Here is a 25,951-nt window from a genome sequence, read left to right on the forward strand (position 1 = left end):
CAGGCTTGTCAGGGAATGAGGAGGAGCTTGCCGGTTGTCCGGCGGCTTTCCATCTCACGGTGAGCTTTCGCAGCTTCTGTCAACGGATAAACGCCGCCGAGCTCAATGTTCAGCTTGCCTTGAGCAATCCAATCGAAAAGGCGCGCGGCGCGCTCACGCAGCAGCGCGGTCGTGGGAATGTGGTCGGTGAAGACGGCATAGCCCAGCTTGATGCTTTTCGGCAAGCTCATGATATCCAACGAGCCGGGACCGCCGAGAACGGGTCCGTACCAGCAGAACGTTCCCGAACGGCGCAGAGCCGCCATCGACCCCGCAAATGTCGTTGGACCGGATCCGTCGTAGACGATATGCACGCCCTCGCCGTTAGTCAGGTCGCGTACTTGCTCAGCAAACTTTCCTTCCCTGTCGACGATGACGTGATCGGCGCCGGCCTTGCGCGCCGCTTCAGCCTTTTTTCACTGGATACGCGACCGATTACCGTGCCGCCGCGCAGCTTTACGATCTGGGTGAGGAGCTGGCCGAGGCCGCCAGCCGCCGCATGGACGAGCACGGAGTCGCCTGCCTGTACGGGATAGAAGTCGGTGGCGAAGTGGCTGGCGGTCAACCCCTGCATCATGACCGCAGCGGCAGTTCGGTCATCGATGGCGTTTGGAATGCGAACGAGCGAATCGACAGGCGCGACCAGCTTCCCGGCATAGCTGCCAGGCACAAAGACCCATGCCACGCGGTCTCCGACAGCGAAGTCCGTCACGCCTTCTCCAACCGCCTCAATGCGCCCCGCGCCCTCCACGCCTAAAATTTTCGGGTTGGGCATTTCCACCCATGCGCTCCCGCGCCGGACACCGATATCCATGAAATTGACTCCAGCAGCAGCGACATCAATCCGTACTTCTCCGACTCCGGGCATGGGATCAGGGCGCTCCACATATTCAAGTCGGTCGGCTTCGCCGACCCCATTCATTACAATCGCTTTCATCGTCATCACCTTTTTTGAATGATCGTTCCGTTATTAGCAAAAAAAAATGGCTATCGTACTATCCGAAGCGCCATTTCGCCAAGATTGGCGAGATCATTCGGCTGAGCTCCGCCACGAGCCGCAAGCCGAATGCCTGAGATGCTTGCAATGAGGAAAGTCACCAGTTGATCGGGATCGAGTCCTTCGGCGATATCACCTTCGGACTGCGCCTTGCGGATGCTTTCAATCATGACGGCGCGAAGCTCGCGCTCGGCCGCAGCATTGACCGCCGTGAGCTCGGGACGCGAGCATCCGAATTCGGCAATCGAGCTGACGCCGAGACAAGGAGTGTAGGCCTCGCGAACGACCCGGTGGAGCATCGCCCGGATTCCGTCGACCGCGCGCTCCCCCTGACCCAGTGCTGCACGATGCGCGCTGCTCTCCGAGACGGCATAACGACGGACTACTGTCAAATAGAGCTGCCACTTGTCGCCGAAAGTGTCGTAGAGGCTCTGGCGACCGATTCCCATCGCATCAACAATCATCTGCGCTGACGTGCCTTCGAATCCGTATTGGCGGAACACGTTCGTCGCGGCGTCAAGAGCGGCATCAACATCAAAAGTTTTCGATCTGGCCATGTTTCGACTATAGCAGTTTTGGAACGTTCATTCAAGATAAAAATAACTGCATGCTGTTTTTTTCTGTTGCCTCCGCCCTTTTGCAGGATCAGAACCAGCCGCCCACGGTCATCGCGAGCAAATACAGGTTCAGCACCGCGATCAGCGCCGCGCAGCTCCAGGCGACGGCCTTGAGCAGCGGACGGTTGGCGAATTCGCCCATATTGCGCGGATCGCTCGTGAACTTGACAAGCGGGAAGACGGCGAAGCTGAGCTGCAGCGACAGGATGACCTGGCTGAAGATGAGCAGCTCGGTCGTGCCCCTCTCGCCGTAGAGCGCCGTCACGATGACGGCCGGCACGAGCGCGATGAGGCGGGTGATGAGCCGCCGCAGCCAAGGCTTCATGCGCAAGCCGAGGAAGCCCTCCATGACGATCTGGCCGGCGAGCGTGCCGGTCAGCGTCGAGTTCTGGCCGGCGGCGAGCAGCGCCACGCCGAACAGCACGCTCGCTGCCGCGCCGCCCATGAGCGGCGCCATCAGCCGGTAGGCGTCGCCGATTTCGGCGATGTCCGTATGGCCGCTCGTGTGGAACACCGCTCCGGCGACGATCAGGATCGCGGCGTTGATGAACAGCGCCAGCCCGAGCGCGATCGTCGAGTCGATCGTGGAGAAGCGGATCGCTTCTTTTTTGCCCAGCGGCGTCTGCTCGAAGCGCCTCGTCTGCACGATCGAGGAGTGCAGGTACAGATTATGCGGCATGACCGTCGCGCCGAGGATCCCGATCGCGATGTAGAGCATGGCCGGGTTGGACACGATCTGGCCAGACGGAACGAAGCCTTTCAGGACGTCGGCTACGACCGGCTGCGCCCAGATCAGCTCCAGCAGGAAGCAGCCGCCGATCGTGCCGATCAGCACGATGACGAGCGCCTCCATGTAGCGGAAGCCCTTGTTCTGCAGCAGCAGCACGAGCATGACGTCGAGCGAGGTGAGGATGACGCCCCACAGCAGCGGCAGGCCGAACAGCAGGTTGAGCGCGATCGCCGTGCCGATCAGCTCCGCCAGGTCGCAGGCGGCGATCGCCAGCTCGCACAGCGCCCACAGCATCAGCGCGACCGGCTTGCTGTAGTGGTCGCGGCAGGCTTGCGCCAGATCGCGCCCGGTGACGATGCCGAGCTTGCCGGCGAGCGACTGGAGCACCATCGCGATCAGGTTCGACAGCAGCACGACCGACAGCAGCGTGTAGCCGAACAAGGAGCCGCCCGCCAGATCGGTTGCCCAGTTGCCGGGATCCATGTAGCCGACGGCGACCAGATAGCCCGGTCCCATGAAGGCGAGCAGCTTGCGCAGCCAGCTTCCTTTCCTCGGCACCTGGAGACTGCGGTTCGCTTCGGCGAGCGACGGCTCCCCTCCGCTTCTTCTCCAGCCGCCTGATTCCAGCGCCGCTTCGTTTCCGACCGCTCGCTCGTTCTTCATCGCTCATCTCTCCTTTTGCGCACGCACATCTATGTTGAGTTAGGGAAACTTTTAGAGCCGACGATTCCTCTCCCGTTATGAATATGACAGGGGATCGCAAGTGTTACACCTCTATATAGTTTAACTCTAAACATTGTCGCTGTTAAGCGGCAATTTTACGGCTGGACGAAGGCCGATGGCGGCACTCTCTCGTCGCGGAGCGGGAGAACGGTTCCCTCTCGTCGCGGGAGAACACCGAAACCAGAACCCGCTTCGCGGAGCGTGGACTCGTTCCGATCTCCCTGGAGCCCAGATTCCTTTGATTCTATTTTTCAAAAAGGAAGGAATCCGGCCTCCAAGGGAACCGCTGCCGCTTCTCCACGAGCCCCCGTCCGCTTCGCTCCCCGGTCTCTCCTCCCCGCCGCTTTGCTTTGCCATCCGCAACCCGATTGCACCCGTTTGGCTCTCCTCACATCCGAGCAATTCGGTTATCGTGCCTCTGGTCAGCCTGTAATCCTTTTTTTCGATTTACTGCCTCACCGACACGTCTCCCAACAGTCTGCAACCCGATTTTTCGACTCACTCGACCCGAGCTGCTCGGTTTTTCCGCGCAGCTCGGAGAAGGCTATCCTCATGCGAAATGGCCTGCCGCCTGGTCATGCGAAAAAGCCCGCCGCCTGGGTGGGCGACGGGCCGGGACTGAAGCCTCCGGGGTCGATGCGGATGAATAGGTCAGCCGGGATCAGCCGGCTTGAGCTACGCGTCAGCGACGCTGGCTTGGGGCCGATCGGCGCTGCTGCTGGTTATGGCGGATCTTGTCCTCCATGCCTTGGCGGGTCGCCTCGTAGACGGTCGAGCCGGCCAGCCGCTCGGGATAGTAGAGCTGGTCGACGTAGTGGCCGGGAAAGTCATGCGGGTACTGGTACCCGACATGGCCGAGCTGCTGCGAGCCCTTGTAGTGGGTATCGCGCAGATGCAGCGGCACCTCCGCCGTGCCGACGGCGTCCATCTTTGCCATCGCCTTGCCGATGGCGAGCGCGGTCGCGTTGGACTTGGGACTCTCGACCGCGAACAGGATCGCTTGCGCGACGTTGTACTTCGCCTCGGGCCAGCCGATCTTGTGGTAGGCGTCCATGCTGGCGACCGCCTGCAGCATCGCCTGCGGGTTGGCGAGGCCGATATCCTCGCTGCAGGCGACGATGAGGCGGCGGATGAACACCATCGGATCCATGCCGAGCTTCTCGACGGCGTACAGGAACCAGAAGAGCGCCGCGTCGGAGGAGCCTCGGATGCTTTTGTGGAAGGCCGAAAGCACGTCGTACTGGGTCGACTCGTCAGCCTGCACGGCACGGCTGCGGATCGACTCCTGGGCGACCTCGAGCGTGACGACAACGGTGCCGTCCGGCTCGGAAGGCGTCGTCACCGCAGCGAGCTCCAGCGCGTTGAGCGCGCGGCGGATGTCGCCGCCCGCCATGCCGGCGATATGCTCCAGCGCCTCGGGCCGCGCGTCGAGCTTCATGAAGCCGAGCCCGCGCTCCTTGTCGGCGATCGCGCGTCGCATCGCCTCCAGCGCATGCCGGCTCTCCAGCGCATGCAGCCGGAACAGCGTCGAGCGCGACAGCAAGGCTCCGTTGACGGAGTGGAACGGATTCTCGGTCGTCGCGCCGATGAAGATGATGATGCCCTGCTCCACCGCAGGCAGCAGCGCGTCCTGGCGCGAGGAGTTGAAGCGATGCACCTCGTCGAGGAACAGGATCGTCTTGCGCCCGTATAGCGACTTGGAGCTCTTGGCCCGCTCGATGACGTCGCGCACGTCCTTGACCGTCGCGTCGACGGCGTTGAGCTTGACGAACTCGCCCTCCGTCCGGCGGGAGATGATGTGGGCGAGCGTCGTCTTGCCGCTGCCGGGGGGACCGAACAGCAGCAGCGAGCTGACCTGGTCGCCCTCGATCGCCCGGCGCAGCAGCGTGCCCGGGCCGACGACGTCTTCCTGGCCGATATATTCGTCGAGGGTCTGGGGCCGCATCCGATCGGCCAGCAGCCTTGCCCGCGGCTGCCGCTCCTCTTCCTTGTAGTCGAACAAGTCCATGCCTGCCACCTCGGTTCATAAAAATGTCTCCTGAAAGTGTACCATACCGCGGCTTCGGCGTACAAACGTTCGCTTGCGCGTCCGAAGGCGCGCGGGCGGGCATGGCAAAAAGACGAGGCGGCCAGCAGGCCGATGTCATCAAGCCCCGTCATGCCTGAGCTTGATGACATCGGTTCGCGTCCGCCTCGTCTTATGTCGGCTGCGTCGCCGTTCGGCATCGTTGCTTGCTTCATCTTCAGCTACGATTGCCGCAGCCCGGACCGCCACGGCTCGCCGGCTCGGGGCGACGCCGGCGCGTCTGCGGCTGCGTGCACGCCGTGGAAGCGCAGGTCAGGCCTGCGCCTCCGCGGCGGTCAGGCCGAGCTCCTGCCATTCGCGCTCGAAGCTCGCCTTCAGCTGCCGTTTGCGCTCCTCGTCGACGAAAGCGGCCTCGATCGCATGCCGCGCGACCTTCTTGATGTCCCGCTCGGAGAAGCGGAAACGATGGGCCAGATTTTCGTATTCCCGCGTCTGGTTCGTGCCCGACACCGTCGGATTGTCCGTATTAACCGTCACGAGCAGTCCGCTGTCGAGGTAGTCGCGGATCGGATGAAGATCCATCGACGGCACCGCTTTGGTCTGCACATTGCTGATGACGCACAGCTCGAGAGGGATACGGCGCTCGCGGATGAGCTGCGTCACCTCCGCGTCCTCGCGCAGGCGGACGCCGTGTCCGATGCGGCGGGCGCGCAGCTTCTCGACCGCGCAGCGGATGCTGCACGCTCCGGCCGCCTCGCCGGCGTGGATCGTGATCGGCAGGCCGAGCCGATGCGCCAGCTCGAACACCTCGGCATGCAGCTCGTTCGGGTAGCCGGCCTCGTCGCCCGCCAGATCGACGCCGACGACGCCGAGCGGCATGAACCGGCTGGCGGCGCGCACGACCTCCTCGTTGTCCATCTGGCCGTGATGGCGCATGCAGATGAGGATCATGCGCACGCAGTGGCCGTATTTGGCCTCGGCCTCTGCCAGACCCGCCGCCACCGACGTGACGATCTCGTCTACGGACAAGCCACCGCGCGTATGCAGCTGTGGCGCGAACCGAACCTCCAGATAGCGGACGTTGTCGAGCGCGGCGTCCTCCGCCGCCTCATAGGCGATCCGCCTCAGCGCCGAGCGCGTCTGCATGAGCAGCAGCGGCAGCTCGAACCGTTCCAGATACTCGACCAGGCTCGAGCAGGAAGGCGGCGCCGTCATCCGGCCGGTCAGCTCGCGCAGATCGGCGCAGCTGAGCTCGATCCCTTCCTCCTCCGCGATCTCGGCCGCCGTCGCCGGACGCACGCTTCCATCCAGATGGCAATGAAGCTCGATCTTAGGCAAGCGGCGCATCAAACTCATCTCCATCGTCCATCACCTTCCCGCAGGGTATTAGAACGATGGTACTTCCTCACAAGATCAATGTCAATATACCTGACCCAAAATAGGCTTATTCCCAAAATATATGACATTGACCTAACCTAGATGCGAATGGATGAAACCGTTTAGGTTCGGCATCCGGCCCGCATGCCCCCGCCTATACCTCGACGCCGTTCTTCTCCAGCAGGTCGCGCACGGCGACGCTCACCATGATGAGGCCCGCGACCGGCGGCACGAACGCGTTGCTCGCCGGCGGCTGCTGCGCCTTGCGGATCTCGGGCGCGTTGTCCGGCACGATCCGCTGCGTCACGTCCTCGCGCGGCTTTTTGGGCGTCTCCGACGAGAAGACGACCTTCACGCCCTTGCGCACGCCTTCCCGGCGCAGCTTCTGGCGGACGACGCGCGCGATCGGATCGGTATGCGTCTTGGAGATGTCCGTCACCGTGAACTTCGTTGGGTCCATCTTGTTGGCCGCGCCCATGCTGGAGATGATCGGAATGTTCCGCTCCAGGCACTGCTTGATGAGATGCACCTTGTACGAGATCGTGTCGGAGGCGTCGAGCACGTAGTCGAGCGGGTACTCGAACAGCTTTTCGTACGTTTCCTCCGTATAGAACATGCGCAGGCTGATCGCCTCGCACTCCGGGTTGATGAGCTGGATGCGGTCGCGCATCAGATCCGCCTTCGGCTGGCCGACCGTCGTCGTCAAAGCGTGGATCTGGCGGTTGATGTTGGTAATGTCGACGACATCCTTGTCGATCAGGATGATCCGGCCGACGCCGGTGCGCGCGAGCGCCTCCGCGGCGATCGAGCCGACGCCGCCGATGCCGAGCACGGCGACCGTGCTGCGCTTCATGACGTCGATGCCTTCCGGACCGAACGCGAGCTCGGTGCGGGAAAATTGGTTCAACATGGCTTTCGCCTTCCTTTCCTCTTGGGTTATCTTGCCCGCGGGCGATGCCAAAGCCGCACCGGAGCCGGTGCGGCTTTGGCGGCCGTGCTATGGTCCGAAGCAGCGGGCTTGCCGCCGCTTCGGGCGAGTTGCGTCTTGTCCGCGGCTGGCGGCTAGCCTTGGGCCGGGGCCCCTGCTGCCGCTTCGGCCGGCTGGCCGCCTTGCGGCGCGGCCGGCTTGGAGCCCGGCTTCGGCACGGTGCGGATGTGCAGCTGCTGCAACTGGGCAAGGTCGACCTGCGCCGGAGCGTCCATGAGCAGGTCGGTCGCGCTGGCCGTTTTCGGGAAGGCGATCGTCTCGCGCAGGTTGCTGCGGTTCGTCAGCAGCATGACGAGGCGGTCGAAGCCGAACGCGATGCCGCCGTGCGGAGGCGTGCCGTACTCGAACGCGTCCAGCAGGAAGCCGAACTTGTCATGCGCTTCTTCCATCGAGAAGCCGAGCGCCTGGAACATCTGCTCCTGCACCTCGCGCTTGTAGATCCGCATCGAGCCGCCGCCGACCTCGTAGCCGTTCAGCACGAGATCATACGCTTGCGCGCGGATCGCGCCCGGATCGGTCTCGAACAGATGCAGGTCCTCGTCCTTCGGACGGGTGAACGGATGATGCTCCGCCACGTAGCGCTTCGCTTCCTCGTCCCAGCCGAGCAGCGGGAAGTCCACGACCCAGGCGAACTTGTACGCCGAGTCGTCGATCAGGCCGAGCTGGCGTCCGACCTTCAGGCGCAGGTTGCCGAGCACGTCGGCGACGACCTTCTTCTTGTCCGCGGAGAACGTGAGCAGGTCTCCCTCTTCCACCCCGAGCCGCTCGGTGAGCGCCTGGATTTCTTCGGCCTTTAGGAACTTGACGATCGGTCCGCGCCATTCGCCGTCCTTGACGGTGATCCAGGCCAGGCCTTTGCCGCCGTAGCGGGCCGCGAACGGCTGCAGGTCGTCGAGCTCCTTGCGGCTCCAGCCCGCGCAGCCCTTGGCGTTGAGCGCGCGCACGACGCCGCCGCCCGCCGCGACGCTGGCGAATACCTTGACGTCGCTCGTCGAGACGATGTCCGTGATGTCCTCGATCTCCAGGCCGAAGCGCAGGTCCGGCTTGTCCGAGCCGTACTTGTCGATGGCGTCGGCGTAGGTGATGCGCTGGAACGGAGCCGGGATGTCGACGCCGATCGTCTCCTTGAACAGGCGCTGGGCGAGGCTCTCCATCATGGCGAGCAGCTCGTCCTGACTCAGGAAGGACGTCTCGATGTCGACCTGGGTGAACTCCGGCTGGCGGTCGGCGCGCAGGTCCTCGTCGCGGAAGCAGCGAGCGATCTGGTAATAGCGCTCGATGCCGCCGACCATGAGCAGCTGCTTGTACAGCTGCGGCGACTGCGGCAGCGCGAAGAATTCCTCCGCATGCACGCGACTCGGCACGAGGTAATCGCGTGCGCCTTCCGGCGAGCTCTTGGTCAGGATCGGCGTCTCCACCTCGACGAACTGCTCGCCGTCGAGGAAGTCGCGGAAGATTTTGGCCGCCTTGGAGCGGAGCAGCAGCGTGCGCTGCATTTCCGGACGGCGCAGGTCCAGATAGCGGTACTTCAAGCGCAGCGTCTCGTCGACCTCGATGCCGTCCTCGATCGGGAACGGCGGCGTCTTGGCCGCGTTCAGCACCTCGATCTCGGTGACGCGCACTTCAATTTCGCCCGTTTCCAGGTTCGGGTTGCGCGTTTCCTCGTCCCGCTCGACGACCTTGCCCTTGACGGCAAGCACGTACTCGCTGCGCGCGCGGTCGGCGACTGCCAGCGCATCGCCGGAGAAGTCCGGGTTGAAAACGATCTGCACGATGCCCGTGCGGTCGCGCAGGTCGATGAACAGGACGCCTCCGAGGTCGCGGCGGCGCTGCACCCATCCTTTCAGTTCAACGGTCTTGCCTACGTCCGCCTTGCTCAGGCGTCCGCAATGAATGATGCTGCTCATTAATCCCCACTCCTTGTCGGTAATTTCTGCATGATTGCGCTATTCGCCCTGGATTGCCGCGGCCAGCTCGCCGAGCGGCACCATCCGCTGCTCGCCCGTATCCATTCGCTTGAGCGCGATTTGGCCTTGCGCCAGCTCGTCGTCGCCGAGGATCGCCGTGAACCGGGCGGCGTAGCGGTCGGCCGATTTCATCTGGGCTTTCATCTTGCGTCCCTGGTAGTCGCGATCCGCCGACAGTCCTGCCGCGCGGAGCGCGTGCAGCTGCCGGGACACTTCGCGCTCGGCCGCCTCGCCGAGAGCGACCAGGTAGACATCCAGCGGCTGCGCCGTCGAAGCCTCGCCCTGCTGATGCTCGAGGATGAGCACCGTGCGCTCGAGGCCGAGGCCGAGGCCGACGCCAGGCTGATCCGGTCCGCCGATCTCGCCGACGAGGCCGTTGTAGCGGCCGCCGCCGCCGATCGTGTCGATCGCGCCGATGCCCTCCGCCTTGAACTCGAAGGCGGTGTGGGTGTAGTAGTCGAGGCCGCGCACGAGGCGCGGATTGATTTCGTACGGGATGCCCATGTCGTCGAGGCCCGCTTTCACCTTGGCGAAGTGGTCCGCGCATGCTTCGTCGAGGCTGTCGAGAATCGACGGCGCGCCTTCGAAATGCGCCTGATCGACCTTGCAGTCGAGTACGCGCAGCGGGTTGCGGTCCATGCGCGACTGGCAGTCCTTGCAGAGCAGCTGCCGCTTCGGCTCGAGGAAGCCGAGCAGCTTGGCGCGGAAGTCCGCCCGCACCTCCGGCGTGCCGACGGAGTTGATCTCGACGCGCACGCCGCGCAGTCCGACCTCGGTGTAGAAGGTGTAGCCGAGCGCGATCACCTCGGCGTCGAGCGCAGGCTCCGCCGAGCCGAGCGCCTCCACGCCGAACTGGTGGAACTGGCGGTAGCGGCCCGCCTGCTGGCGCTCGTAGCGGAACATCGGACCGATATAATACAGCTTAGTCAAATCGGGCTCGCCGTACAGCTTGTTCTCGGCGTAGGCGCGCACGACGCCCGCCGTGCCCTCCGGACGGAGCGTCAGGCTGCGTCCGCCGCGGTCCTCGAACGTGTACATCTCCTTTTCGACGATGTCGGTCGTCTCGCCGACGCCGCGGCGGAACAGATCCGTCGATTCGAAGATCGGCGTGCGGATTTCCCGGAAGTTGAAGCGTCGGCAAATTTCCCGCGCCTTGGCCTCGACGAGCTGCCAGCGCTCGACCGCTCCGGGAAGCAGGTCCTGCGTGCCCGGCATTTTTTGAAATTTCATGTAGCGCCCCTCCTGTCTCTCTTGCATCGCTTGCGTCTTGCGTCGTTTGCGTCCCCGCGCTGCGGAACAGCAAAAAGCTCCCGTCCGCCGGCGACGACATGTCGCCAGGGACGAGAGCTGTATCTCCCGTGGTGCCACCCTGATTCCGAATGCGAAGGCCATGGCCAGCCCGCGCGTCCGCTCCGATGCGGTTAACGCCCGCCACACGCGATCGGCTACTTTCGTTCCTCGTTCGCCGACCGTTCTCCGGGATGTCCTTCCTTCAGCCACCATAAGGACGCTTGCAGCCGTAACGGCGTCCCTCTCTGCGTACGTGCGCTGAACTACTCGTTCCCATCATCGAAGTCATATGAGTGAATTTCCACCATTCTACCGCGCTGCAGGGATCAAGTCAAGAAGCGTGGCGCCGCCGGCAAAAAAAGGACCCGGAGCGGCAGCTCCGGGCAACAGGTGAACCTATTAAAAAGGGGGTCGAGGTTCAGTATAGCCCTCTTATGTTAAGGCAGCGTTCCGGTCGGATTACAATTCGATGACAAAACGGTCAAGGGCGGTCAGGCTCGGGCTGCTTGCGTTCCGGCAGCGGTGCCGAGCAGGCCCAGTCCTCCGCGAATTCGAGATCCTCCTCCAGCTCCTCCAGCAGCAGCGCCTCCCGCCGTTCGGCCTGCAGCAGACGGCGCCCCGCGGCGCCCAGCACGAGCTGCTTGCGTCCCACTCGCATGACATGCACTTCCTTTCGAAAATTGAGCCACGATTGCCGCGAACCATTCCGATAAGTAGTGTTGCCACGCCCGCCCGGACTTAATCGTCGCCGGGGAGGCCGTTCGATCCGACTTACTCCTTGCTGTCGATCACCAGCGTGACCGGCCCGTCATTGACGAGCGCCACGTCCATCATCGCTCCGAAGCGGCCGGTCTCGACCTTGAGTCCGGCTGAGCGCAGCGCTTCGTTGAACGCCTCGTACAGCGGCTCCGCCTGCTCCGGGCGGGCCGCCGCCATGAAGTTCGGCCGCCGGCCCTTGCGGGCGTCGCCATAAAGCGTGAACTGCGACACCGAAAGGATGTCGCCGCCCGCTTCCTTGACGCTGAGGTTCATTTTGCCGGACTCGTCCTCGAAGATGCGCAGCCCGGCGATCTTGTCGGCCATCCAGCGCAAATCCGCCTCGCCGTCCTCATGGGTGAGGCCGACGAGCAGCAGGAGTCCCCGCCCGATGCGGCCCGTCGTCTCGCCGTCGACGGCTACGTGAGCCGACGAGCAGCGCTGCACGACTACTTTCACGGCATGCCGCCTCCTCTTATTGCATGATGCGCTGGACGGAGTAGATGTCCTTGACGCGCTTGATCTTCTCCACGACCGATTGCAAATGCTCGATGTTGCGGATGAGGATCGTCATGTGGATGATGACCATCTTGTTGCGGCCGGTGCGGCCGGTGACGGCGGAGATGTTCGTCTTGGACTCCGCGACCGCCTGCAGCACCTCGTTGAGCAGCCCGCGATGGTCGTACCCGGTAATCTCGATGTCGACGCTGTAGTTCGACTCCGCCGATTCCTCCCACTCGACCTCGATGACGCGCTCGGCGTCCTCTCCGCCTTCTTCGATCGGGATGTTCGGACAGTCGCTGCGATGCACGCTCACGCCGCGCCCGCGCGTGATATAGCCGACGATGGCGTCGCCCGGGACCGGGTTGCAGCAGCGGGCGAAACGGACGAGCAGGTTGTCGATGCCCTTGACCGTCACGCCTCCCGTAGCCGCCTTCTTGCGCGTGCCCGGGGACTTCATCTCGACGGGCTCGCTCGTCAGCTCGATCTGCTGCGCCGCCTCGGCTTCCCGCCGCATCTTTTCGGTCATCTTGGTGCAGATCTGCGCAGCCGTGATGCCGCCGAAGCCGATCGCCGACATCATGTCCTCGGGATCGTGGAAGCTGAACTTGGAGGCGGCCTCCATGAGCTTGTCCTCGGTCATCCACGCCGACGGCTCCAGGCCAAGCTTGCGCAGCTCGCGCTCGAGCGCCTCGCGGCCTTTGACGACATTCTCCTCGCGGCGCTCCTTCTTGAACCACTGCTTGATCTTGGCCCGGGCGTGAGACGACTTGGTGAGCTTGATCCAGTCCTGGCTCGGCCCGTAGGAATGCTTGGACGTGAGGATCTCCACGATGTCGCCGGTCTTGAGCTTATGGTCGAGCGGCACGATGCGGCCGTTGACCTTGGCTCCGATCGTCCGGTTGCCGACCTCGGTATGGATGCGGTAGGCGAAGTCGAGCGGCACCGAGCCGGCCGGCAGCTCGATCACCTCGCCCTTCGGCGTGAAGACGAAGACGAGGTCGGAGAAGAAGTCCATCTTGAGCGACTCCATGAATTCCGACGCGTCCTCCGCCTCGTTCTGCAGCTCCAGAATTTCCCGGAACCAGCTCATCTTGTCCTCGATGTTGCCGCCCGGCGCCGTGCCTTCCTTGTAGGCCCAGTGCGCGGCGACGCCGTACTCGCTCGTCCGGTGCATCTCCCAGGTGCGGATCTGCACCTCGGTCGGCTCTCCGTTCGGACCGACGACGGTCGTATGGAGCGACTGGTACATGTTCGCCTTGGGCATCGCCACATAGTCCTTGAAGCGGCCCGGCATCGGCTTCCACAGCGTGTGGATGATGCCGAGCGTGGCGTAGCAGTCCTTGATGTTGTCGACGATGATGCGGATCGCCATCAGGTCGTAGATCTCGTTGAACTGCTTGTTGCGCATCGTCATCTTGCGGTAGATGCTGTAAATATGCTTGGGGCGGCCGGAGATGTCGCCCTCGATGCCCATCTCGTCCAGCTTCTCGCTGATGCGCGAGATGACTTGGCCGATGAAGTCCTCGCGCTCTGCGCGCTTTTTCTTCATGAGGTTGGCGATCCGGTAGTATTGCTGCGGGTTGAGGTACCGGAGCGCGGTATCCTCCATCTCCCACTTGATCGCCGAGATGCCGAGCCGGTGCGCGATCGGACAGAAAATCTCCAGCGTCTCGTAGGCGATGCGCCGCTGCGCTTCCTCCGACTGGAACTTGAGCGTCCGCATGTTGTGCAGCCGGTCGGCCAGCTTGATCAGAATGACCCGGATATCCTGCGCCATCGCGACGAACATCTTGCGGTAGTTCTCGTTCTGATGCTCCTCCTTGGAGCGGAACTTGATCTTCTCCAGCTTGGTGAGGCCGTCGACAAGCATCGCGCAGGTGTCGCCGAAGCGCGCTCTCACCTGCTCGACCTCCACCGTCGTGTCCTCGACGACATCGTGAAGCAGGGCCGCGATGATCGACGTCACGTCCATCTGCATGTTCACGAGAATCTCCGCCACCGCTACCGGATGGAGGATGTAAGGCTCCCCGGACTTGCGCACTTGGCCGAAGTGAGCCTGGTCGGCAAAAACATAGGCCTCCCTGATTCGGGCGAGATCCTGTTCCTTCATATAAGTTGACGCCTTAGCGAGTAGTTGGTCTATGCCCATGGAACGTCCCTTTCTGAGTGTCAGGATTCGACTCCAGCCGTGTCCCCGTACCTATGAAAATTGGTTTAACTCTTATTATGCCCCCATCATGCGGCGTCCGTCAACTCGCTGCCCGGCAGACGCTTTTCGACAATCCCAGACAGGATGCCGACGTAGGTAGATGTGCTGAAACCGGCTCGCGCTTCAGCCGCGACTGACGCTGAATCCGGCTGCCGCTTCGCAGGCGATTGACGCTGAGCCGATTCCCGCTTCGCAGGCGATTGACGCTGAAGCCGACTCCCGCTTCGCGGAGCGGGGACTCGTTCCGATCTCCCTGGAGCCCAGATTCCTTTGATTTTATTTTCCAAAAAGGAAGGAATCCGCCCTCCAAGAGAACAGCTGCCGTTTCTCCACGAGCCCCCGTCCGCTTCGCTCTTTGGATTCGACGATAGGCTCGGTGCTTTCGCTCAGCACCGTTAGCCCCGTCACCGTACAATCGGTTAGACGCTAATGCCGAACCCGCCCCCGCTCCGCTTCTTAGAGACTCATTCCGATCTCCATGCACACAGGATTTCTTTGATCGCAATCTCCGGAACCCTCGAAAGCTTCTATAACGAGCTGAACCCCCGGAAAAATCGGGTTACAGCGGCTCACAAGCTCGTCTTTTTGACCCTAACCCGAATAAATCGGGATACAGCGGCTCGCAAGCCCGTCTTTTTGGCCCTAACCCGAATAAATCGGGTTACAGCGATTAACCAGCCCGTCTTTGGGGCTCTAACCCGAATAATTCGGGTTACAGCGGCTCTCAAGCCCGTTTTTCAAGCTCCAACCCGATTAAATCGGCTTACAGCGGCTCGCAAGCCCGTTTTTTTGGCCCTAACCCGAATAAATCGGGTTACAGCGATTAACCAGCCCGTCTTTGGGGCTCTAACCCGAATAATTCGGGTTACAGCGGCTCACAAGTCCGTCTTTTGGGCTCCAACCGACACGCCTGCCTACCGGAGTTACTGATTTGACCTCACAACTCCGACCGGTTCGGCCTCCGCTTGCCCGAGTTACTCGGTTTTTCCGCGCAACTCCATCCGGTTTGACCTCCAATTGCCCGAGCTACTCGGTTTTTCCGCGCAACTCCATCCGTTCGGCCTCCGCTTGAGTTAAGTCCATATAATTGTGTAAAATGCTCCTGACCATAAAAAGAAAAGCCATGGTAGGACTCTCGGTTAGAATGGAAGTTGTCGAGACCAACATTCCAAGGAGAGTGCCTACACATGACTCAATACCAGATTACCGTAGATCAGGATATTTTGCACCAGCTGTTTATCGGAACCGATCGGGACGCGGGAGTGGCCCGCTTGCTGGAGACGGTGCTGAATCAGGTGCTGACAGCCCAGGCGACGGATCAGCTGGCGGCGCAGACGTACGAGCGCACCAGCGAGCGCAAGGGCTACCGCAACGGCAGCTACGAGCGCGACGTCATTACCCGCGCTGGCAGCGTCACCTTGCGCGTCCCCCGGTTTCGGGACGGCTCCTTTTCTACCGAGCTTTTCGCCCGGTATCAGCGCAGCGAGCAAGCGCTGGTTCTCTCGCTCATGGAAATGGTCATCAACGGCGTGTCGACGCGCAAGGTGACTAAAATCACCGAGGAGCTGTGCGGAACCGAGTTCTCCAAGTCAACGGTCAGCCACCTGTGCAAGCAGCTGGACCCGGCTGTCCACGACTGGAACAACCGCTCTCTGGCCGACCACGCCTTCCCCTTCATCACCATCGATGCGATCTACGTGAAGGTGCGTGAAGAAGGCCGTATCTGTTCTCGAGGCGTTCTGGTGGGCTACGGCGTGAACGAGCAAGGCCGGCGTGAGATTCTGGGCCTGCGCGTCGACGACACCGAGTCGGAGGAGAGCTGGGGCGCCTACTTCCGCTGGCTGAAAGAGCGCGGCCTGCACGGCGTAGAGCTCGTCACGAGCGACTACCATGGCGGGCTGGTCAAGGCCATCGAGAAGGAGTTTCAAGGGGTCTCGTGGCAGCGGTGCCAGACGCACTTCATCAAGAACGTGCTGAACGCAGCGCCCAAAGCGCTCCAAAGCGAAATCAAGAGTCGCGTCCGATCGATCTTCGATGCGCCCGACATGAAGACGGCTCGTTCCTATCTCGAACAGACGCTTGAGGCGTATGCCGAGACAGCACCCAAAGCGATGAAAATACTGGAGGACGGGTTCGAGGACGCCGTCGCGGTGCTGGCCTTCCCGGAGGCCTACCGCGTGCGGCTGCGCACCTCCAACGGCATGGAACGCCTGAACGGGGACATCCGCAGGCGCGAGACGGTCATCCGCATCTTTCCCAATCGCGCTTCCGTCCTTCGCCTCATCGGAGCCATGCTCATGGAAGAGAACGAGTACTGGATGACGAAGAAGCCGTACATGGACATGACGGACTTCAAGGCGTGGAAGAAGCAGAAAGCCACTCAGGGCGCCGGCTCGGAGGAGCAGGAAACCAGCACCACCATGACGGAAGCGACGGACAGCCTTTAAACCCGATTCCATTTTCTACCGAGAAGTGTTTTTACACACAATTATGGACTTGACCTCCGCTTGCCCGAGTTACTCGGTTTTTCCGCGCAACTCCATCCGGTTTGACCTCCGCTTGCCCGAGTTACTCGGTTTTTCCGCGCAACTCCATCCGTTCGGCCTCCGCTTGTCCGAGTTACTCGGTTTTTCCGCGCAACTCCATCCGGTTTGACCTCCGCTTGCCCGAGTTACTCGGTTTTTCCGCGCAACTCCGATGCGCCGAAGTCGTTGCAGTCTGGGTCATTTCCAGCAAGCTGGGGCTGCTTGCTGGCTCTTTCCGCAGCTGCCGTTCATGCTGCCGCGTGCCGAGCGAGCTGCCGTCTCCCAGGTATGCGGGAGACGGTTCACCCCCTAAAAAAGGGGGAAGGCTGGCTGTGGGACGAGGAGAGCGGAGGGGGCCGATGCCTTTCGGAGAAGCGGCAGCGGTCCTCTTGGAAGACGGATGGCCTCCGCCTAGGAGGTCAGAAAATCAGGGCATCCGGCTTCCAGTGGAATCGGAGAAAGGCTCGGCTCGCGCTGCGGCCTATTCCTCCCACCTATCTCGCTTCTCCAGACCGCCTGGGAAAGGCTCGCTTGCGCAGCGGCCTGTTCGTCCACCTATCTCGCTTCTCCAGACCGCCCGGAGAAAGGCTCGGATCGCGCTGCGGCTTGTTCGTTTCCCAAACTTGCTTCCCCGGCTTCACCTGGGAAAGGATCGGATCGCGCTGTGGCCTGTTCGTCCCACCTCTCTCGCTTCTCCAGACCGCCCGGAGAAAGGCTCGGATCGCGTCCCCAAACTTGCTTCCCCGGCTTCACCTGGAGAAAGGCTCGGCTCACACTGCGGCCTGTTCGTCCGCCGAAAACCAAAAAAGGCCGGGAATCGTCCCGGCCGGCCGTCATTATTTCCTGAGAAATAATTAATATTGGATGAGCGAGAAAACATCGGTTCCGCCCAGCTTCTCGCGTCCGTTCAAGTAGGAGAGCTCGATCAGGAACGAGGCTCCGACGACCTCGCCGCCGACCTGGCGGATCAGGTCCATCGTCGTCGCGATCGTGCCGCCGGTCGCCAGCAGGTCGTCGGCGATCAGCACGCGCTGTCCCGGCGCGATCGCATCCTTGTGGATGGCCAGCTTGTCCTTGCCGTATTCCAGGTCATAGGAAGCCTCGACGGTCTCGCCTGGCAGCTTGCCGCTCTTGCGGATCGGCACGAAGCCGACGCCGAGCGCCAGCGCCAGCGGAGCGCCGATGACGAAGCCGCGCGCCTCCGGTCCGGCGATCAGGTCGATCTGCTTGTCCTTGAGCGCGGCTTTCATGTCCTCGATGGCCGCGCGGTACGCTTTTCCGTCGCCGAGCAGAGTCGTGATGTCCTTGAAGCGGATGCCCGGTTGCGGGAAGTCCTCGATGACGCGGATATAGTCTTTATAATTCATGGTCGTTGATCTCCTTTTGTTCAATTCAAAATGGATTCGGCTTGAAGCTCCGGTCGGAGCTGCGACAGCCAGGCGCTGATCGCCTCCGGACTGTCCTGAAGAAGAGCGGCCAGCCGGCTTTCTTCCCGCGCCGCTCTCCAGGAGGCCGACTCCGTCAGCTCCCGCCGGCCGGGAGCTGGCTCCAGCGCAAGCGCGCCGCCCTCCTCCCGAAGGAAACCCAGCTCCGTGAATACGGCCAGCGCGAGCGCGGCCGCGGCGCTAGGACAGCCCGCCTGCTGCGCGAGCTGCCGTGCCGCCTCGGCGCGACCGCCAGGCAGCGGCGCCAGGCGACGCAGGCGCGCGTAAAGCTGGCCCATCCGCTCCCGCTCGGTCCAATCGGCGCCGGCCGGCTGCTGCTTCGGATAAAGCAGATGGACAGCCGCGAGTCCTGGCGTGAGGCGCAGGCCAGCCTCCAGCTCGGCCCACGAGGACGGAGGCTCCAGCAGCGCCAGCTCGCGGCAGCCGAAGCCGCCTGCCGGCAGCTCGGCGGGGTCGCAGCAGCGGAAGCCGCCTGCCGCGCCGGAAGCGGCGGCGGCGGTCTCTTGCCGCAAAGGCCCTTGCAGTCTCGCAGGCGATGCGATGACCGCTCCTGTCGCGCCTTCTCGGAGCAGCCGCTCCCTTAGCCGAGCGACGAGCGCCAGCGGATCGCGCGTGCCCCGATGATCGTATACGCGCGGCTGCCGAACGGCAAGGTCGCGGATCATGAGCTGCGGACGCTTCCGGCCGTTCCACTCGTTGACGCTCAGCTCTCCGACGATGTCGGCGGCCGAGCTGCCTGCCAGCTGCTCGGACAGCCCGCCCAGGCCGAAGCCGATCGCGTCCAGCGCGGAGGCTCCCGGCTTGCCGAGAGACAGCTTGAGATGGGACTGGTCCTTGCCGATCGTTCGCAGCTCGGCCAGCCTCGCTCCTTGCAGCAGCACCTTCGGCAGCGGGTTGCCGCTGCCGAACGGCTCCAGCAGCGCCAGCTGCTCGATCGTCTTCAGCGACGCCTCTTCCGGCAGGCAGACAAGATCGATCTCGCTCACCGGCACATAATCTTCCGGCTGCAGCTGACGGGCCGCTTCCAGGCAAAGGCCGCGCTCGAGCTCGGCCAGATGCTCATGCTTCAGCGTCATGCCTGCAGCTGCCGCATGGCCGCCATAATGCTCCATGAGGTGCTTGGAGGCGCTCAGCGCCTCGTATAGGTCGAAGCCCGGAATCGATCGGGCCGACCCTTTGCAAAGCCCCGTCTCTAGATCATGGCCGAGCAGCACCGCCGGACGGAAATGCCGATCCAGCAGCTTCGAGGCGACGATGCCGATGACGCCCGGATTCCATCCCTCGCGCGCGAGCACGATGACGCCGGGATGAGGCTCGCCGGCTTCGTCGGCGCGGCGGCAGCGCTCCTGCCAGGCTTCCTCCGCCTCGAGCGTCATCTGCTCGACGATCGCCCGGCGGCGGACGTTCAGCTCGTCCAGCTCGCCGGCGAGTCCAGCCGCCTCGGCCAAATCCTCCGACACGAGCAGCCGCACCGCCGCATCGGCATGCTCCAGCCGGCCCGCCGCGTTGATGCGCGGTCCCATCTGGAAGCCGATATCGGACGCCGTCACCGATTCGAGCGCGGTTCCGCAAGCCTCGGCCAACGCTTTGAAGCCCGGCTTCGGCGAGCGGCGCATCGTCTCGAGTCCGCAGCGTACGAGGAAACGGTTCTCGTCCTCGAGCGGCATCAGGTCCGCGACCGTGCCGAGCGCCGCGATGTCGCTCCACTCCAGCGGCGGCCGGCCGAGCAGCGCCTGAGCGAGCTTGAAGGCGACGCCGGCGCCGGCAAGTCCCTTGAACGGATACGGACAGCCCGGCTGCTTCGGATTGACGATCGCATCCGCCTCCGGAAGCGACTCGGGCGGCTCGTGATGATCCGTCACGACGACCGACAGGCCGAGCTCTCTCGCTCGCGCGATCGGCTCCACCGCGCTGATGCCGTTGTCGACCGTGATGATGAGGGAGAAGCCCTGCTCGGCGGCCCGCTCGACGGCCGGCACGTTCAGCCCGTAGCCTTCCTTCATCCGGTGCGGAATATAATAATCATGGCGCATGCCCAGCTCGCGAAGCAGATAGAGCATGAGCGACGTCGAGGATACGCCGTCCGCGTCGTAGTCTCCGTAGACGAGCACCCGCTCGCCGCCGTCGGCTGCCTGGCGGATCCGCCGCACGGCCGCCTCCATGCCGAGCAGCTCATAAGGATCATGCAGCTCTTCCACGCCGCCGTGCAAAAAACGCTCCGCCTGCTCGGGCGATTCCTGGCCCCGCAGGACGAGCAGGCGCGCCGCCAGCGGCGACAGCCGCAGCTGCGCCGCCAGCTTGGCGGCTTTTTCTTCGCCGGACGCATCCAGTTCGCGGATGCGCCAGCGGGTTTTGGACGGGATCAATCCGTCACCAGCCTTTCCAGCAAACAAACGCTGCCGCTTAGCGGCAGCGTCGACTCACCTGTTTATTGCAATAAGGTCGGCATATGCTCCTGATTCGGATCATGGTTCGATTTGTACGGATAGCCGGGGTTGTAGGGCTCCACGCAGATGCGCATCTCCACGATCTGCAGGAAGCGCTTCTGCACGAGCGTCCTCACTCTGCCGGCGATCTCGGAGCCCTCCATCACGGAGATGCGAGGGTTGACGCTGATGACGATGTCCGCCGCCAGCTTGCCCCCGTTGTGGACAGGCTGCACGGCCTCGACCGTGACGACGCCGTCGACGCGCTGGATCAGCTCCATCAGGTCGCTCGCCAGGCCGTCATCCGCCTGCCGCGTCTCGATGCGCGGCCTCCCGGCCTGCATGATGAGGCCGTAGCCCTTGCTGACGAGAACGGCCGCGATCAGCGCCGAAGCGATCGGATCCATGTACAGCAGCCATTCGATGCCGCTTTCTCCGCCTGCCCATGCCGCTCCCGCCCCGGCCGTAGCCGCGATCGAGGACAGCCATTCGGTCGCCGGAGCCGCTCCGCGCACCAGAAGCAGGCGGATCACAAGGCAGGCCGGTACGACAAAAGCCGCGGGCCACCTCGGATAGAGGTCGGGCGGATCAAGCAGATCCTGCACGGCCAGCATCGCCAGCTCCAGGCCGATCAGCATGAGCAGGATCGAGAACAGATAGGCCGGCGCATGCTCGGCTCCGCCCAGCCATCGGCGGGAAAGGGCCGAACGTCCGCGCCGGGCCCCTTCTCCGCTCGACAAGTAGCTGCCGCAGGCGTCAGCCGCCGAGCGGAACGCATCGGAGAGCACGGCCGAGCTGCCGAGCAGCGCTCCCGACGTTCCTTTGGCAAGCGCCAGGCCGATATGGACAGCGGTTCCCCTTTTGCCGGAATCGGCGGCGGGCTGTAGCTTGATGGCCATCGGACGCGCCTCCTGACTACGAAGCGGCCGGGTTGCCCGCAGGCGCCTGCTTCTGCTTGGACTTGGACTTCATGAGCAGCCACAGCGGGCTCGCGATGAAGATGGAGGAATAAGCGCCGCAGAACAGGCCGATCAAGATCGCCAGCGAGAACAGGCGGATCGATTCGCTGCCCAGCACGAACAGGGCGGCGGCGGCGAACAGGACGGTTACCGCCGTATTGATCGAGCGTGTCATCGTCTGCCAGATGCTGTCGTTGACGAGCTTGCGCAGATCGTCCGGCGACTTGATCTTGGCGAAGCGCAGATTCTCGCGGATCCGGTCGAAGATGACGATCGTATCGTTGATCGAGTAGCCGATGATCGTCAGGATCGCCACGATGAACGGCAGGTTGACCTCAAGCCGGAACACCGAGAAGATGCTGATGACGAGGAACGCGTCATGCACGAGCGAGACGATGGCCGCGAGGCCGAAGCGCCACTCGAAGCGGATCGCCATGTAGAGGACGATGCCGATGCTGGCGACGATCATCGCCTTGAGCGCGTTCCACTGCATCTCGCGGGCGATCTCCACGTCGACCGTGTTGACCTCGACCGAGGCGGCCGGGTCGAACTTGGCCTTGAGGTCGGTCTTGAGCTTGTTCTCCTGATCCTGGCTCAGCACTTCGTCGAAGCGGATCGTCATGCGGTCCTGGCCGAAGGTCGGCGCATTGTGCTTGCCGTATCCGCCCTCGGTGAGGAACGTCTCGATCTCGGCGCGCTGGCTCTCGAGGCTCTTGGACGACTGCACGTCCACGCTCGATCCCGAGCTGAAGTCGACGCCGTAATTCAAGCCGAGCGAGGCGAGCGAGATGATGCCGCCAAGCGTCACGACGATCGCGAAGAGATAGAAATATTTGCTGTATTTGACGAAGTCGATTTTCGACTCCTTGAAGTTGCGCAGGTCCTTGTCCTTAGAGGGCACGGATTTCACTCTCCTTTACCCCGTAGTAGCCCGGCTTGGCGAATCGTCCGCTCTTGATCATGAGCCAGAGCAGGTAGCGGGATACGACGACGTTGGAAATGAGGCTGATCAGCACACTGAGCAGCAGCGTGATCGCGAAGCCCTTGACGGAGCCGACGCCGATGAAGAACAGCACGAGCGAAGCGATGATCGTCGTCACATGGGAGTCGATGATCGTGCGCAGCGACGTCTTGGAGCCGGCGCGGAAGGCGCTGTTCAGGCTCTTGCCGGATCGCAGCTCTTCCTTGATCCGCTCGGCGGTGATGATGTTGGCGTCAACGGCGATGCCGACCCCGAGGATGAACGCCGCGATGCCCGGCAGCGTCAGCGTCGCGTCCAGCGCGATATGCGCCGCCAGCAGCAGCCACGTGTAGATGATCAGCGATACGCTGGCCGCGATGCCCGGAACGCGGTAGAAGATCAGCATGAAGAGTACGATGAACACCGTGCCGATGACGCCGGCGAAAATCGTGTCGTCCAGCGACTTCTGGCCCAGCGTCGCGCCGACGGACTGGGTGTATTTGACCTCGAGCTTCAGCGGAAGCGCGCCGAGGTTGATCGTGTCGCGCAGAGCCATCGCCTCGTCGCGCGTGAAGCTGCCCGTAATGGAGGCTTCGCTTTGGTTGATCTCGCTCCGTACGCTCGGCGCGGAGATCTCCTCTTCGTCAAGGTAGATGGCAAGCACGTTTTTGCCATTGGTAAGCTTGGCCACCTCGCGGGTGACCTCGGCGAACTTGGAGGCGTCCTTGAGCTTGATGGAGATGCCGTATTCGTTGAGCGCGCTCTGCTGCAGGGCGGCCCCGTTCTCCTTGAAGTCCTGGCCGGTCAGCTCGATCTTGCAGTAGCCTTCTCCGTCCTTGCAGCCGCGCGCGCTGCGGAACGTCAGGTTCGCCGGCTTGACGAGCGTCTCGCGAAGCTCGGCTTCCTTGCTCTCTTCCATGCCGGCGATGCGGATGCGGATCCGGTCCGCGCCTTCCGTCGTGACCTCCGGCTCCGAGACGCCGGTCTGGTTCACCCGTTTTTCAAGGCTTTTGGCCGTCTCGTTCAACGATTCCTTCGTTACAGTGCCGCCTTCGTACAAGGGCGTGGCTTGGTACAGGATCTCGAATCCGCCCTTGAGGTCGAGGCCGAGTCTAGTCTTGTCAAGCAGGGCGGGGCTTGTTGCACCAATGACGCCTAAGCTTACGACGACAATGAGCAGGAATGCCAGCATCCGTTTCATATGCCTGATGTTCCTCCTTAAGTTCTCAATCGTATCTATTATACCGAGCGCTAAAATGGGAGTCAAAAAAGAAAACCCCTGCTCTCAGGGGTTCTGCCAGGCGCTCATCGTCAGATGATGCATCAGCTGCTGGGGCTTGAGCGACAGGATGTCGTTCACGAGCCGATACAGCGGCGGCGCTCCGCTCTTGGCATATTTTGCGTGCACGCACTCCCATATGTCCGGTCCGGTCACCGATTCGTATCCGATCCAGCGGAACTCCTCCGCCTTGCTCTCGCACAGGACGAACAGCTCTGCCGCGATCTCGTCCTCCGACATCCCGCCCGCCTGCTCCCTGAAGGGATGAATTTCCGTCATTCGGCCTGCCGCCTCCCTCGCTGCTCCTATCGTCCAGCCGTCATCGTTTCCAGTTGTACCCCTTCGACACCGAGGCGCCTTTTCCTGCCGGTATGCCTGTTTTCTTTTGAAAATGGCAGACATGCCCCCGCCCCCTGTCCGCATAGACTCCTCTACGGACGCGCTCTGCGCCTCGCCGCCATCTTCAAGGCGCCGGCAGAGCCAAATTACGGTCTAGCGGAAAAGAGAGGTTGCCATGACGAAACAAACGTTCATCAAGGGAGCGATGATCCTGCTCGCCGCAGGCGTCGTCAACCGCATCCTCGGCTTCGTGCCCCGGATCGCGCTGCCCCGGGTCATCGGCGCCGAAGGCGTCGGCTTGTACCAGCTCTGCTATCCTTTTCTCGGCGTCCTTCTGACGCTCATCACCGGCGGCATCCCGGTCGCGGTCGCCAAATGGGTCGCCGAAGCCGAGTCCCAGGGAGGCGGGGCAAGGGTGCGGCAGATCTTCCGCACCGCGATGGGGCTGACCGTCGCCCTCGGCTTGATCATGACGAGCGTCATGCTGCTGTCGGCCAAATGGATCACGACGCGGGTGCTGACCGATCCGCGGGTGTACGAGGCGTTTCTCGTAATGGCGCCGATGCTGCTGCTGATCGGCGTCTCCTCCGTCTATCGGGGCTATTTCCAAGGCAAGCAGAACATGATTCCGACCGCTCAGTCGCAGGTCGTGGAGACGGTGCTGCGGATCGCCGCCCAGCTGACGCTCGCCGCGCTGCTGCTGCCGATGGGCTTGCAATGGGCGGCGGCCGGAGCGATGATGGGCACCGTGCTCGGCGAGGTAGCCTCGCTGCTCGTCATGCTGCATCATGCGCGCAAGGACCGTCTGGAGCATCCCCGCGAGCGGGACGGGCTGGACATGCCGGCGGAAGGGGCCGCGCTGCCGCTGGAGCCGCTGCCGGCCGGACGGGCTCCCGTGCTGCGCAAGCTGCTCCGGCTGTCCGTGCCGATCACCGGAAGCCGGCTCGTCGGATCGCTGTCGTATTTGCTCGAATCCATCCTGACCGCCCGCAGCCTTGCCGCGGCCGGCATCGCTACCGGAGCGGCGACCGCCCAGTACGGCGCGCTGCAGGGCATGATCATCCCGCTGCTGCTGCTGCCGACCGCCCTCACCTACTCACTGTCCGTCTCGCTCGTCCCGTCGCTGTCGGCGGCGGCGGCGCGCGGCGACCGAGCCGCCATCCACAAGCGGCTGCATCAGTCGCTGCGGCTCGCGCTCGTCAGCGGCGCTCCGTTCGTCGTCATCATGGGGCTGCTCGCCGAGCCGCTTTGCCGCATTCTGTACGACCACGCCGAGATCGCGCCGCTGCTGACGCTGCTCGCCCCCGTCGGCATCTTCATCTATTTGCAAGGGCCGCTTCAAGCCGCGCTGCAGGCGCTCGACAAGCCGGGCACGGCGCTGCTCAACACGACGATCGGAGCCGCCGTGAAGCTGTATCTGATCGTCGAGCTGGCCTCGCGTCCCGATCTGGGCATCTACGGCGCCGTCATCGCCATCTCGGTCAACATCGTGCTCGTCACGCTGCTGCACGGCATCAGCGTGCTGCGGATTTCCGGCTTCCGCATGAAGCTGCCGGATTTCGTCAAGGTCGGCGCCGCCATGATCATCATGGGGGCGGCCTGCCGCTGGATCATGTCCCATCATCCGCTGTCGCTCGAATGGCTCGGCCTTGCCGCCGCCTGCACGATCAGCGCGCTCCTCTACCTCGCGCTCATGGCCGTCATGGGCATTATCGACCGGCATGACCTCCGGCGCATCCCCGGCATCGGACGCTGGTTCTGAACGAAGCGGTCCCTACGACAAAAAAAGCAGCC

At 63.2% G+C, this 25,951-nt stretch carries 20 protein-coding genes; 2 read left to right on the top strand and 18 right to left on the bottom strand.

The annotated features are described in order from the left end of the window. Positions 1 to 8: 8 nt before the first annotated feature. From GE073_RS25510 to GE073_RS17685, 12 genes are all read right to left on the bottom strand, one after another. Positions 9 to 413, bottom strand: coding sequence for a zinc-binding dehydrogenase (locus GE073_RS25510; protein WP_228551891.1), 405 nt, complete (start codon positions 411 to 413; stop codon positions 9 to 11). Further along, positions 368 to 976, bottom strand: coding sequence for an alcohol dehydrogenase catalytic domain-containing protein (locus GE073_RS25515; protein WP_228551617.1), 609 nt, complete (start codon positions 974 to 976; stop codon positions 368 to 370). Before GE073_RS25515 ends, GE073_RS25510 begins: the two co-directional genes overlap by 46 nt. 50 nt (positions 977 to 1,026) lie before the next feature. Further along, the gene (locus GE073_RS17640) at positions 1,027 to 1,593 is read right to left on the bottom strand and encodes a TetR/AcrR family transcriptional regulator (protein ID WP_101807917.1); all 567 of its coding nucleotides are present in this window, start codon (positions 1,591 to 1,593) and stop codon (positions 1,027 to 1,029) included. 88 nt (positions 1,594 to 1,681) lie between these two features. Next, entirely contained in the window at positions 1,682 to 3,046 is a 1,365-nt protein-coding gene (locus GE073_RS17645) for an Nramp family divalent metal transporter (protein WP_153783984.1), read from the bottom strand. Positions 3,047 to 3,788: 742 nt separating this feature from the next. Next, entirely contained in the window at positions 3,789 to 5,114 is a 1,326-nt protein-coding gene (locus GE073_RS17650; protein WP_028597538.1) for a replication-associated recombination protein A, read from the bottom strand. Between the two features lie 330 nt (positions 5,115 to 5,444). Then, entirely contained in the window at positions 5,445 to 6,494 is a 1,050-nt protein-coding gene (gene add, locus GE073_RS17655) for an adenosine deaminase (RefSeq protein WP_028597537.1), read from the bottom strand. Positions 6,495 to 6,663: 169 nt separating this feature from the next. Next, positions 6,664 to 7,419 carry a tRNA threonylcarbamoyladenosine dehydratase gene (locus tag GE073_RS17660; RefSeq protein WP_153783985.1) on the bottom strand — a complete coding sequence of 252 codons (756 nt, stop codon included), beginning with the start codon at positions 7,417 to 7,419 and terminating at the stop codon, positions 6,664 to 6,666. A 152-nt stretch (positions 7,420 to 7,571) separates the two neighbouring features. Further along, positions 7,572 to 9,404 (bottom strand): aspartate--tRNA ligase, encoded by a 1,833-nt coding sequence (gene aspS, locus GE073_RS17665; protein ID WP_043110899.1) that lies wholly within the window; start codon positions 9,402 to 9,404, stop codon positions 7,572 to 7,574. A gap of 39 nt (positions 9,405 to 9,443) precedes the next feature. Then, on the bottom strand, positions 9,444 to 10,694 hold the full coding sequence (gene hisS, locus GE073_RS17670; RefSeq protein WP_028597535.1) for a histidine--tRNA ligase: 1,251 nt from the start codon (positions 10,692 to 10,694) through the stop codon (positions 9,444 to 9,446). A gap of 541 nt (positions 10,695 to 11,235) precedes the next feature. After that, positions 11,236 to 11,412 (bottom strand): hypothetical protein, encoded by a 177-nt coding sequence (locus GE073_RS17675; protein ID WP_153783986.1) that lies wholly within the window; start codon positions 11,410 to 11,412, stop codon positions 11,236 to 11,238. A 113-nt stretch (positions 11,413 to 11,525) separates the two neighbouring features. After that, positions 11,526 to 11,969, bottom strand: coding sequence for a D-aminoacyl-tRNA deacylase (gene dtd / locus GE073_RS17680; RefSeq protein ID WP_028597534.1), 444 nt, complete (start codon positions 11,967 to 11,969; stop codon positions 11,526 to 11,528). 16 nt (positions 11,970 to 11,985) lie between these two features. Beyond that, a complete protein-coding gene (locus GE073_RS17685; RefSeq protein ID WP_153783987.1) occupies positions 11,986 to 14,163 on the bottom strand; it encodes a RelA/SpoT family protein in 2,178 nt (725 codons plus the stop codon). Between the two features lie 1,247 nt (positions 14,164 to 15,410). Here GE073_RS17685 and GE073_RS17690 point away from each other — a divergent pair. Then, complete coding sequence (locus tag GE073_RS17690) at positions 15,411 to 16,670, top strand: IS256 family transposase (RefSeq protein WP_153783988.1); 1,260 nt, start codon at positions 15,411 to 15,413, stop codon at positions 16,668 to 16,670. A 932-nt stretch (positions 16,671 to 17,602) separates the two neighbouring features. Here the strand turns inward: GE073_RS17690 and GE073_RS17695 are convergent. From GE073_RS17695 to GE073_RS17720, 6 genes are all read right to left on the bottom strand, one after another. Beyond that, positions 17,603 to 18,115: an adenine phosphoribosyltransferase gene (locus GE073_RS17695; RefSeq protein WP_101807920.1), complete on the bottom strand. Its 513-nt coding sequence runs from the start codon at positions 18,113 to 18,115 to the stop codon at positions 17,603 to 17,605. A 20-nt stretch (positions 18,116 to 18,135) separates the two neighbouring features. After that, positions 18,136 to 20,559 carry a single-stranded-DNA-specific exonuclease RecJ gene (gene recJ, locus GE073_RS17700; protein WP_153783989.1) on the bottom strand — a complete coding sequence of 808 codons (2,424 nt, stop codon included), beginning with the start codon at positions 20,557 to 20,559 and terminating at the stop codon, positions 18,136 to 18,138. Positions 20,560 to 20,621: 62 nt separating this feature from the next. Continuing rightward, entirely contained in the window at positions 20,622 to 21,518 is an 897-nt protein-coding gene (locus GE073_RS17705) for a cation efflux transmembrane domain-containing protein (protein ID WP_153783990.1), read from the bottom strand. A 16-nt stretch (positions 21,519 to 21,534) separates the two neighbouring features. Next, a complete protein-coding gene (gene secF / locus GE073_RS17710; RefSeq protein ID WP_052332951.1) occupies positions 21,535 to 22,479 on the bottom strand; it encodes a protein translocase subunit SecF in 945 nt (314 codons plus the stop codon). After that, on the bottom strand, positions 22,469 to 23,740 hold the full coding sequence (gene secD / locus GE073_RS17715; protein WP_052332950.1) for a protein translocase subunit SecD: 1,272 nt from the start codon (positions 23,738 to 23,740) through the stop codon (positions 22,469 to 22,471). The genes secF and secD overlap by 11 nt, the downstream gene beginning before the upstream one ends. 84 nt (positions 23,741 to 23,824) lie before the next feature. Beyond that, positions 23,825 to 24,097 (bottom strand): post-transcriptional regulator, encoded by a 273-nt coding sequence (locus tag GE073_RS17720; protein ID WP_084136561.1) that lies wholly within the window; start codon positions 24,095 to 24,097, stop codon positions 23,825 to 23,827. A gap of 235 nt (positions 24,098 to 24,332) precedes the next feature. Between GE073_RS17720 and spoVB the strand changes: the two genes are divergently transcribed. Then, positions 24,333 to 25,919: a stage V sporulation protein B gene (spoVB, locus tag GE073_RS17725; RefSeq protein ID WP_153783991.1), complete on the top strand. Its 1,587-nt coding sequence runs from the start codon at positions 24,333 to 24,335 to the stop codon at positions 25,917 to 25,919. Positions 25,920 to 25,951 lie beyond the last annotated feature (32 nt).

This window comes from Paenibacillus sp. B01, from assembly GCF_009649995.1.
Lineage (GTDB): Bacteria > Bacillota > Bacilli > Paenibacillales > Paenibacillaceae > Paenibacillus_O > Paenibacillus_O pasadenensis.

Excerpts from the sequence above, each read along its gene's own strand:
- GE073_RS17705 (WP_153783990.1), bottom strand. The coding sequence starts at position 21,518 with ATGGCCATCAAGCTACAGCCCGCCGCCGATTCCGGCAAAAGGGGAACC.
- aspS (WP_043110899.1), bottom strand. The coding sequence starts at position 9,404 with ATGAGCAGCATCATTCATTGCGGACGCCTGAGCAAGGCGGACGTAGGC.
- secD (WP_052332950.1), bottom strand. The coding sequence starts at position 23,740 with ATGAAACGGATGCTGGCATTCCTGCTCATTGTCGTCGTAAGCTTAGGC.
- GE073_RS17650 (WP_028597538.1), bottom strand. The coding sequence starts at position 5,114 with ATGGACTTGTTCGACTACAAGGAAGAGGAGCGGCAGCCGCGGGCAAGG.
- GE073_RS17640 (WP_101807917.1), bottom strand. The coding sequence starts at position 1,593 with ATGGCCAGATCGAAAACTTTTGATGTTGATGCCGCTCTTGACGCCGCG.
- GE073_RS17695 (WP_101807920.1), bottom strand. The coding sequence starts at position 18,115 with ATGAATTATAAAGACTATATCCGCGTCATCGAGGACTTCCCGCAACCG.
- GE073_RS17675 (WP_153783986.1), bottom strand. The coding sequence starts at position 11,412 with ATGCGAGTGGGACGCAAGCAGCTCGTGCTGGGCGCCGCGGGGCGCCGT.
- GE073_RS17720 (WP_084136561.1), bottom strand. The coding sequence starts at position 24,097 with ATGACGGAAATTCATCCCTTCAGGGAGCAGGCGGGCGGGATGTCGGAG.
- add (WP_028597537.1), bottom strand. The coding sequence starts at position 6,494 with ATGGAGATGAGTTTGATGCGCCGCTTGCCTAAGATCGAGCTTCATTGC.
- GE073_RS17685 (WP_153783987.1), bottom strand. The coding sequence starts at position 14,163 with ATGGGCATAGACCAACTACTCGCTAAGGCGTCAACTTATATGAAGGAA.
- hisS (WP_028597535.1), bottom strand. The coding sequence starts at position 10,694 with ATGAAATTTCAAAAAATGCCGGGCACGCAGGACCTGCTTCCCGGAGCG.
- GE073_RS17660 (WP_153783985.1), bottom strand. The coding sequence starts at position 7,419 with ATGTTGAACCAATTTTCCCGCACCGAGCTCGCGTTCGGTCCGGAAGGC.
- GE073_RS17645 (WP_153783984.1), bottom strand. The coding sequence starts at position 3,046 with ATGAAGAACGAGCGAGCGGTCGGAAACGAAGCGGCGCTGGAATCAGGC.
- spoVB (WP_153783991.1), top strand. The coding sequence starts at position 24,333 with ATGACGAAACAAACGTTCATCAAGGGAGCGATGATCCTGCTCGCCGCA.
- GE073_RS17690 (WP_153783988.1), top strand. The coding sequence starts at position 15,411 with ATGACTCAATACCAGATTACCGTAGATCAGGATATTTTGCACCAGCTG.
- GE073_RS25515 (WP_228551617.1), bottom strand. The coding sequence starts at position 976 with ATGAAAGCGATTGTAATGAATGGGGTCGGCGAAGCCGACCGACTTGAA.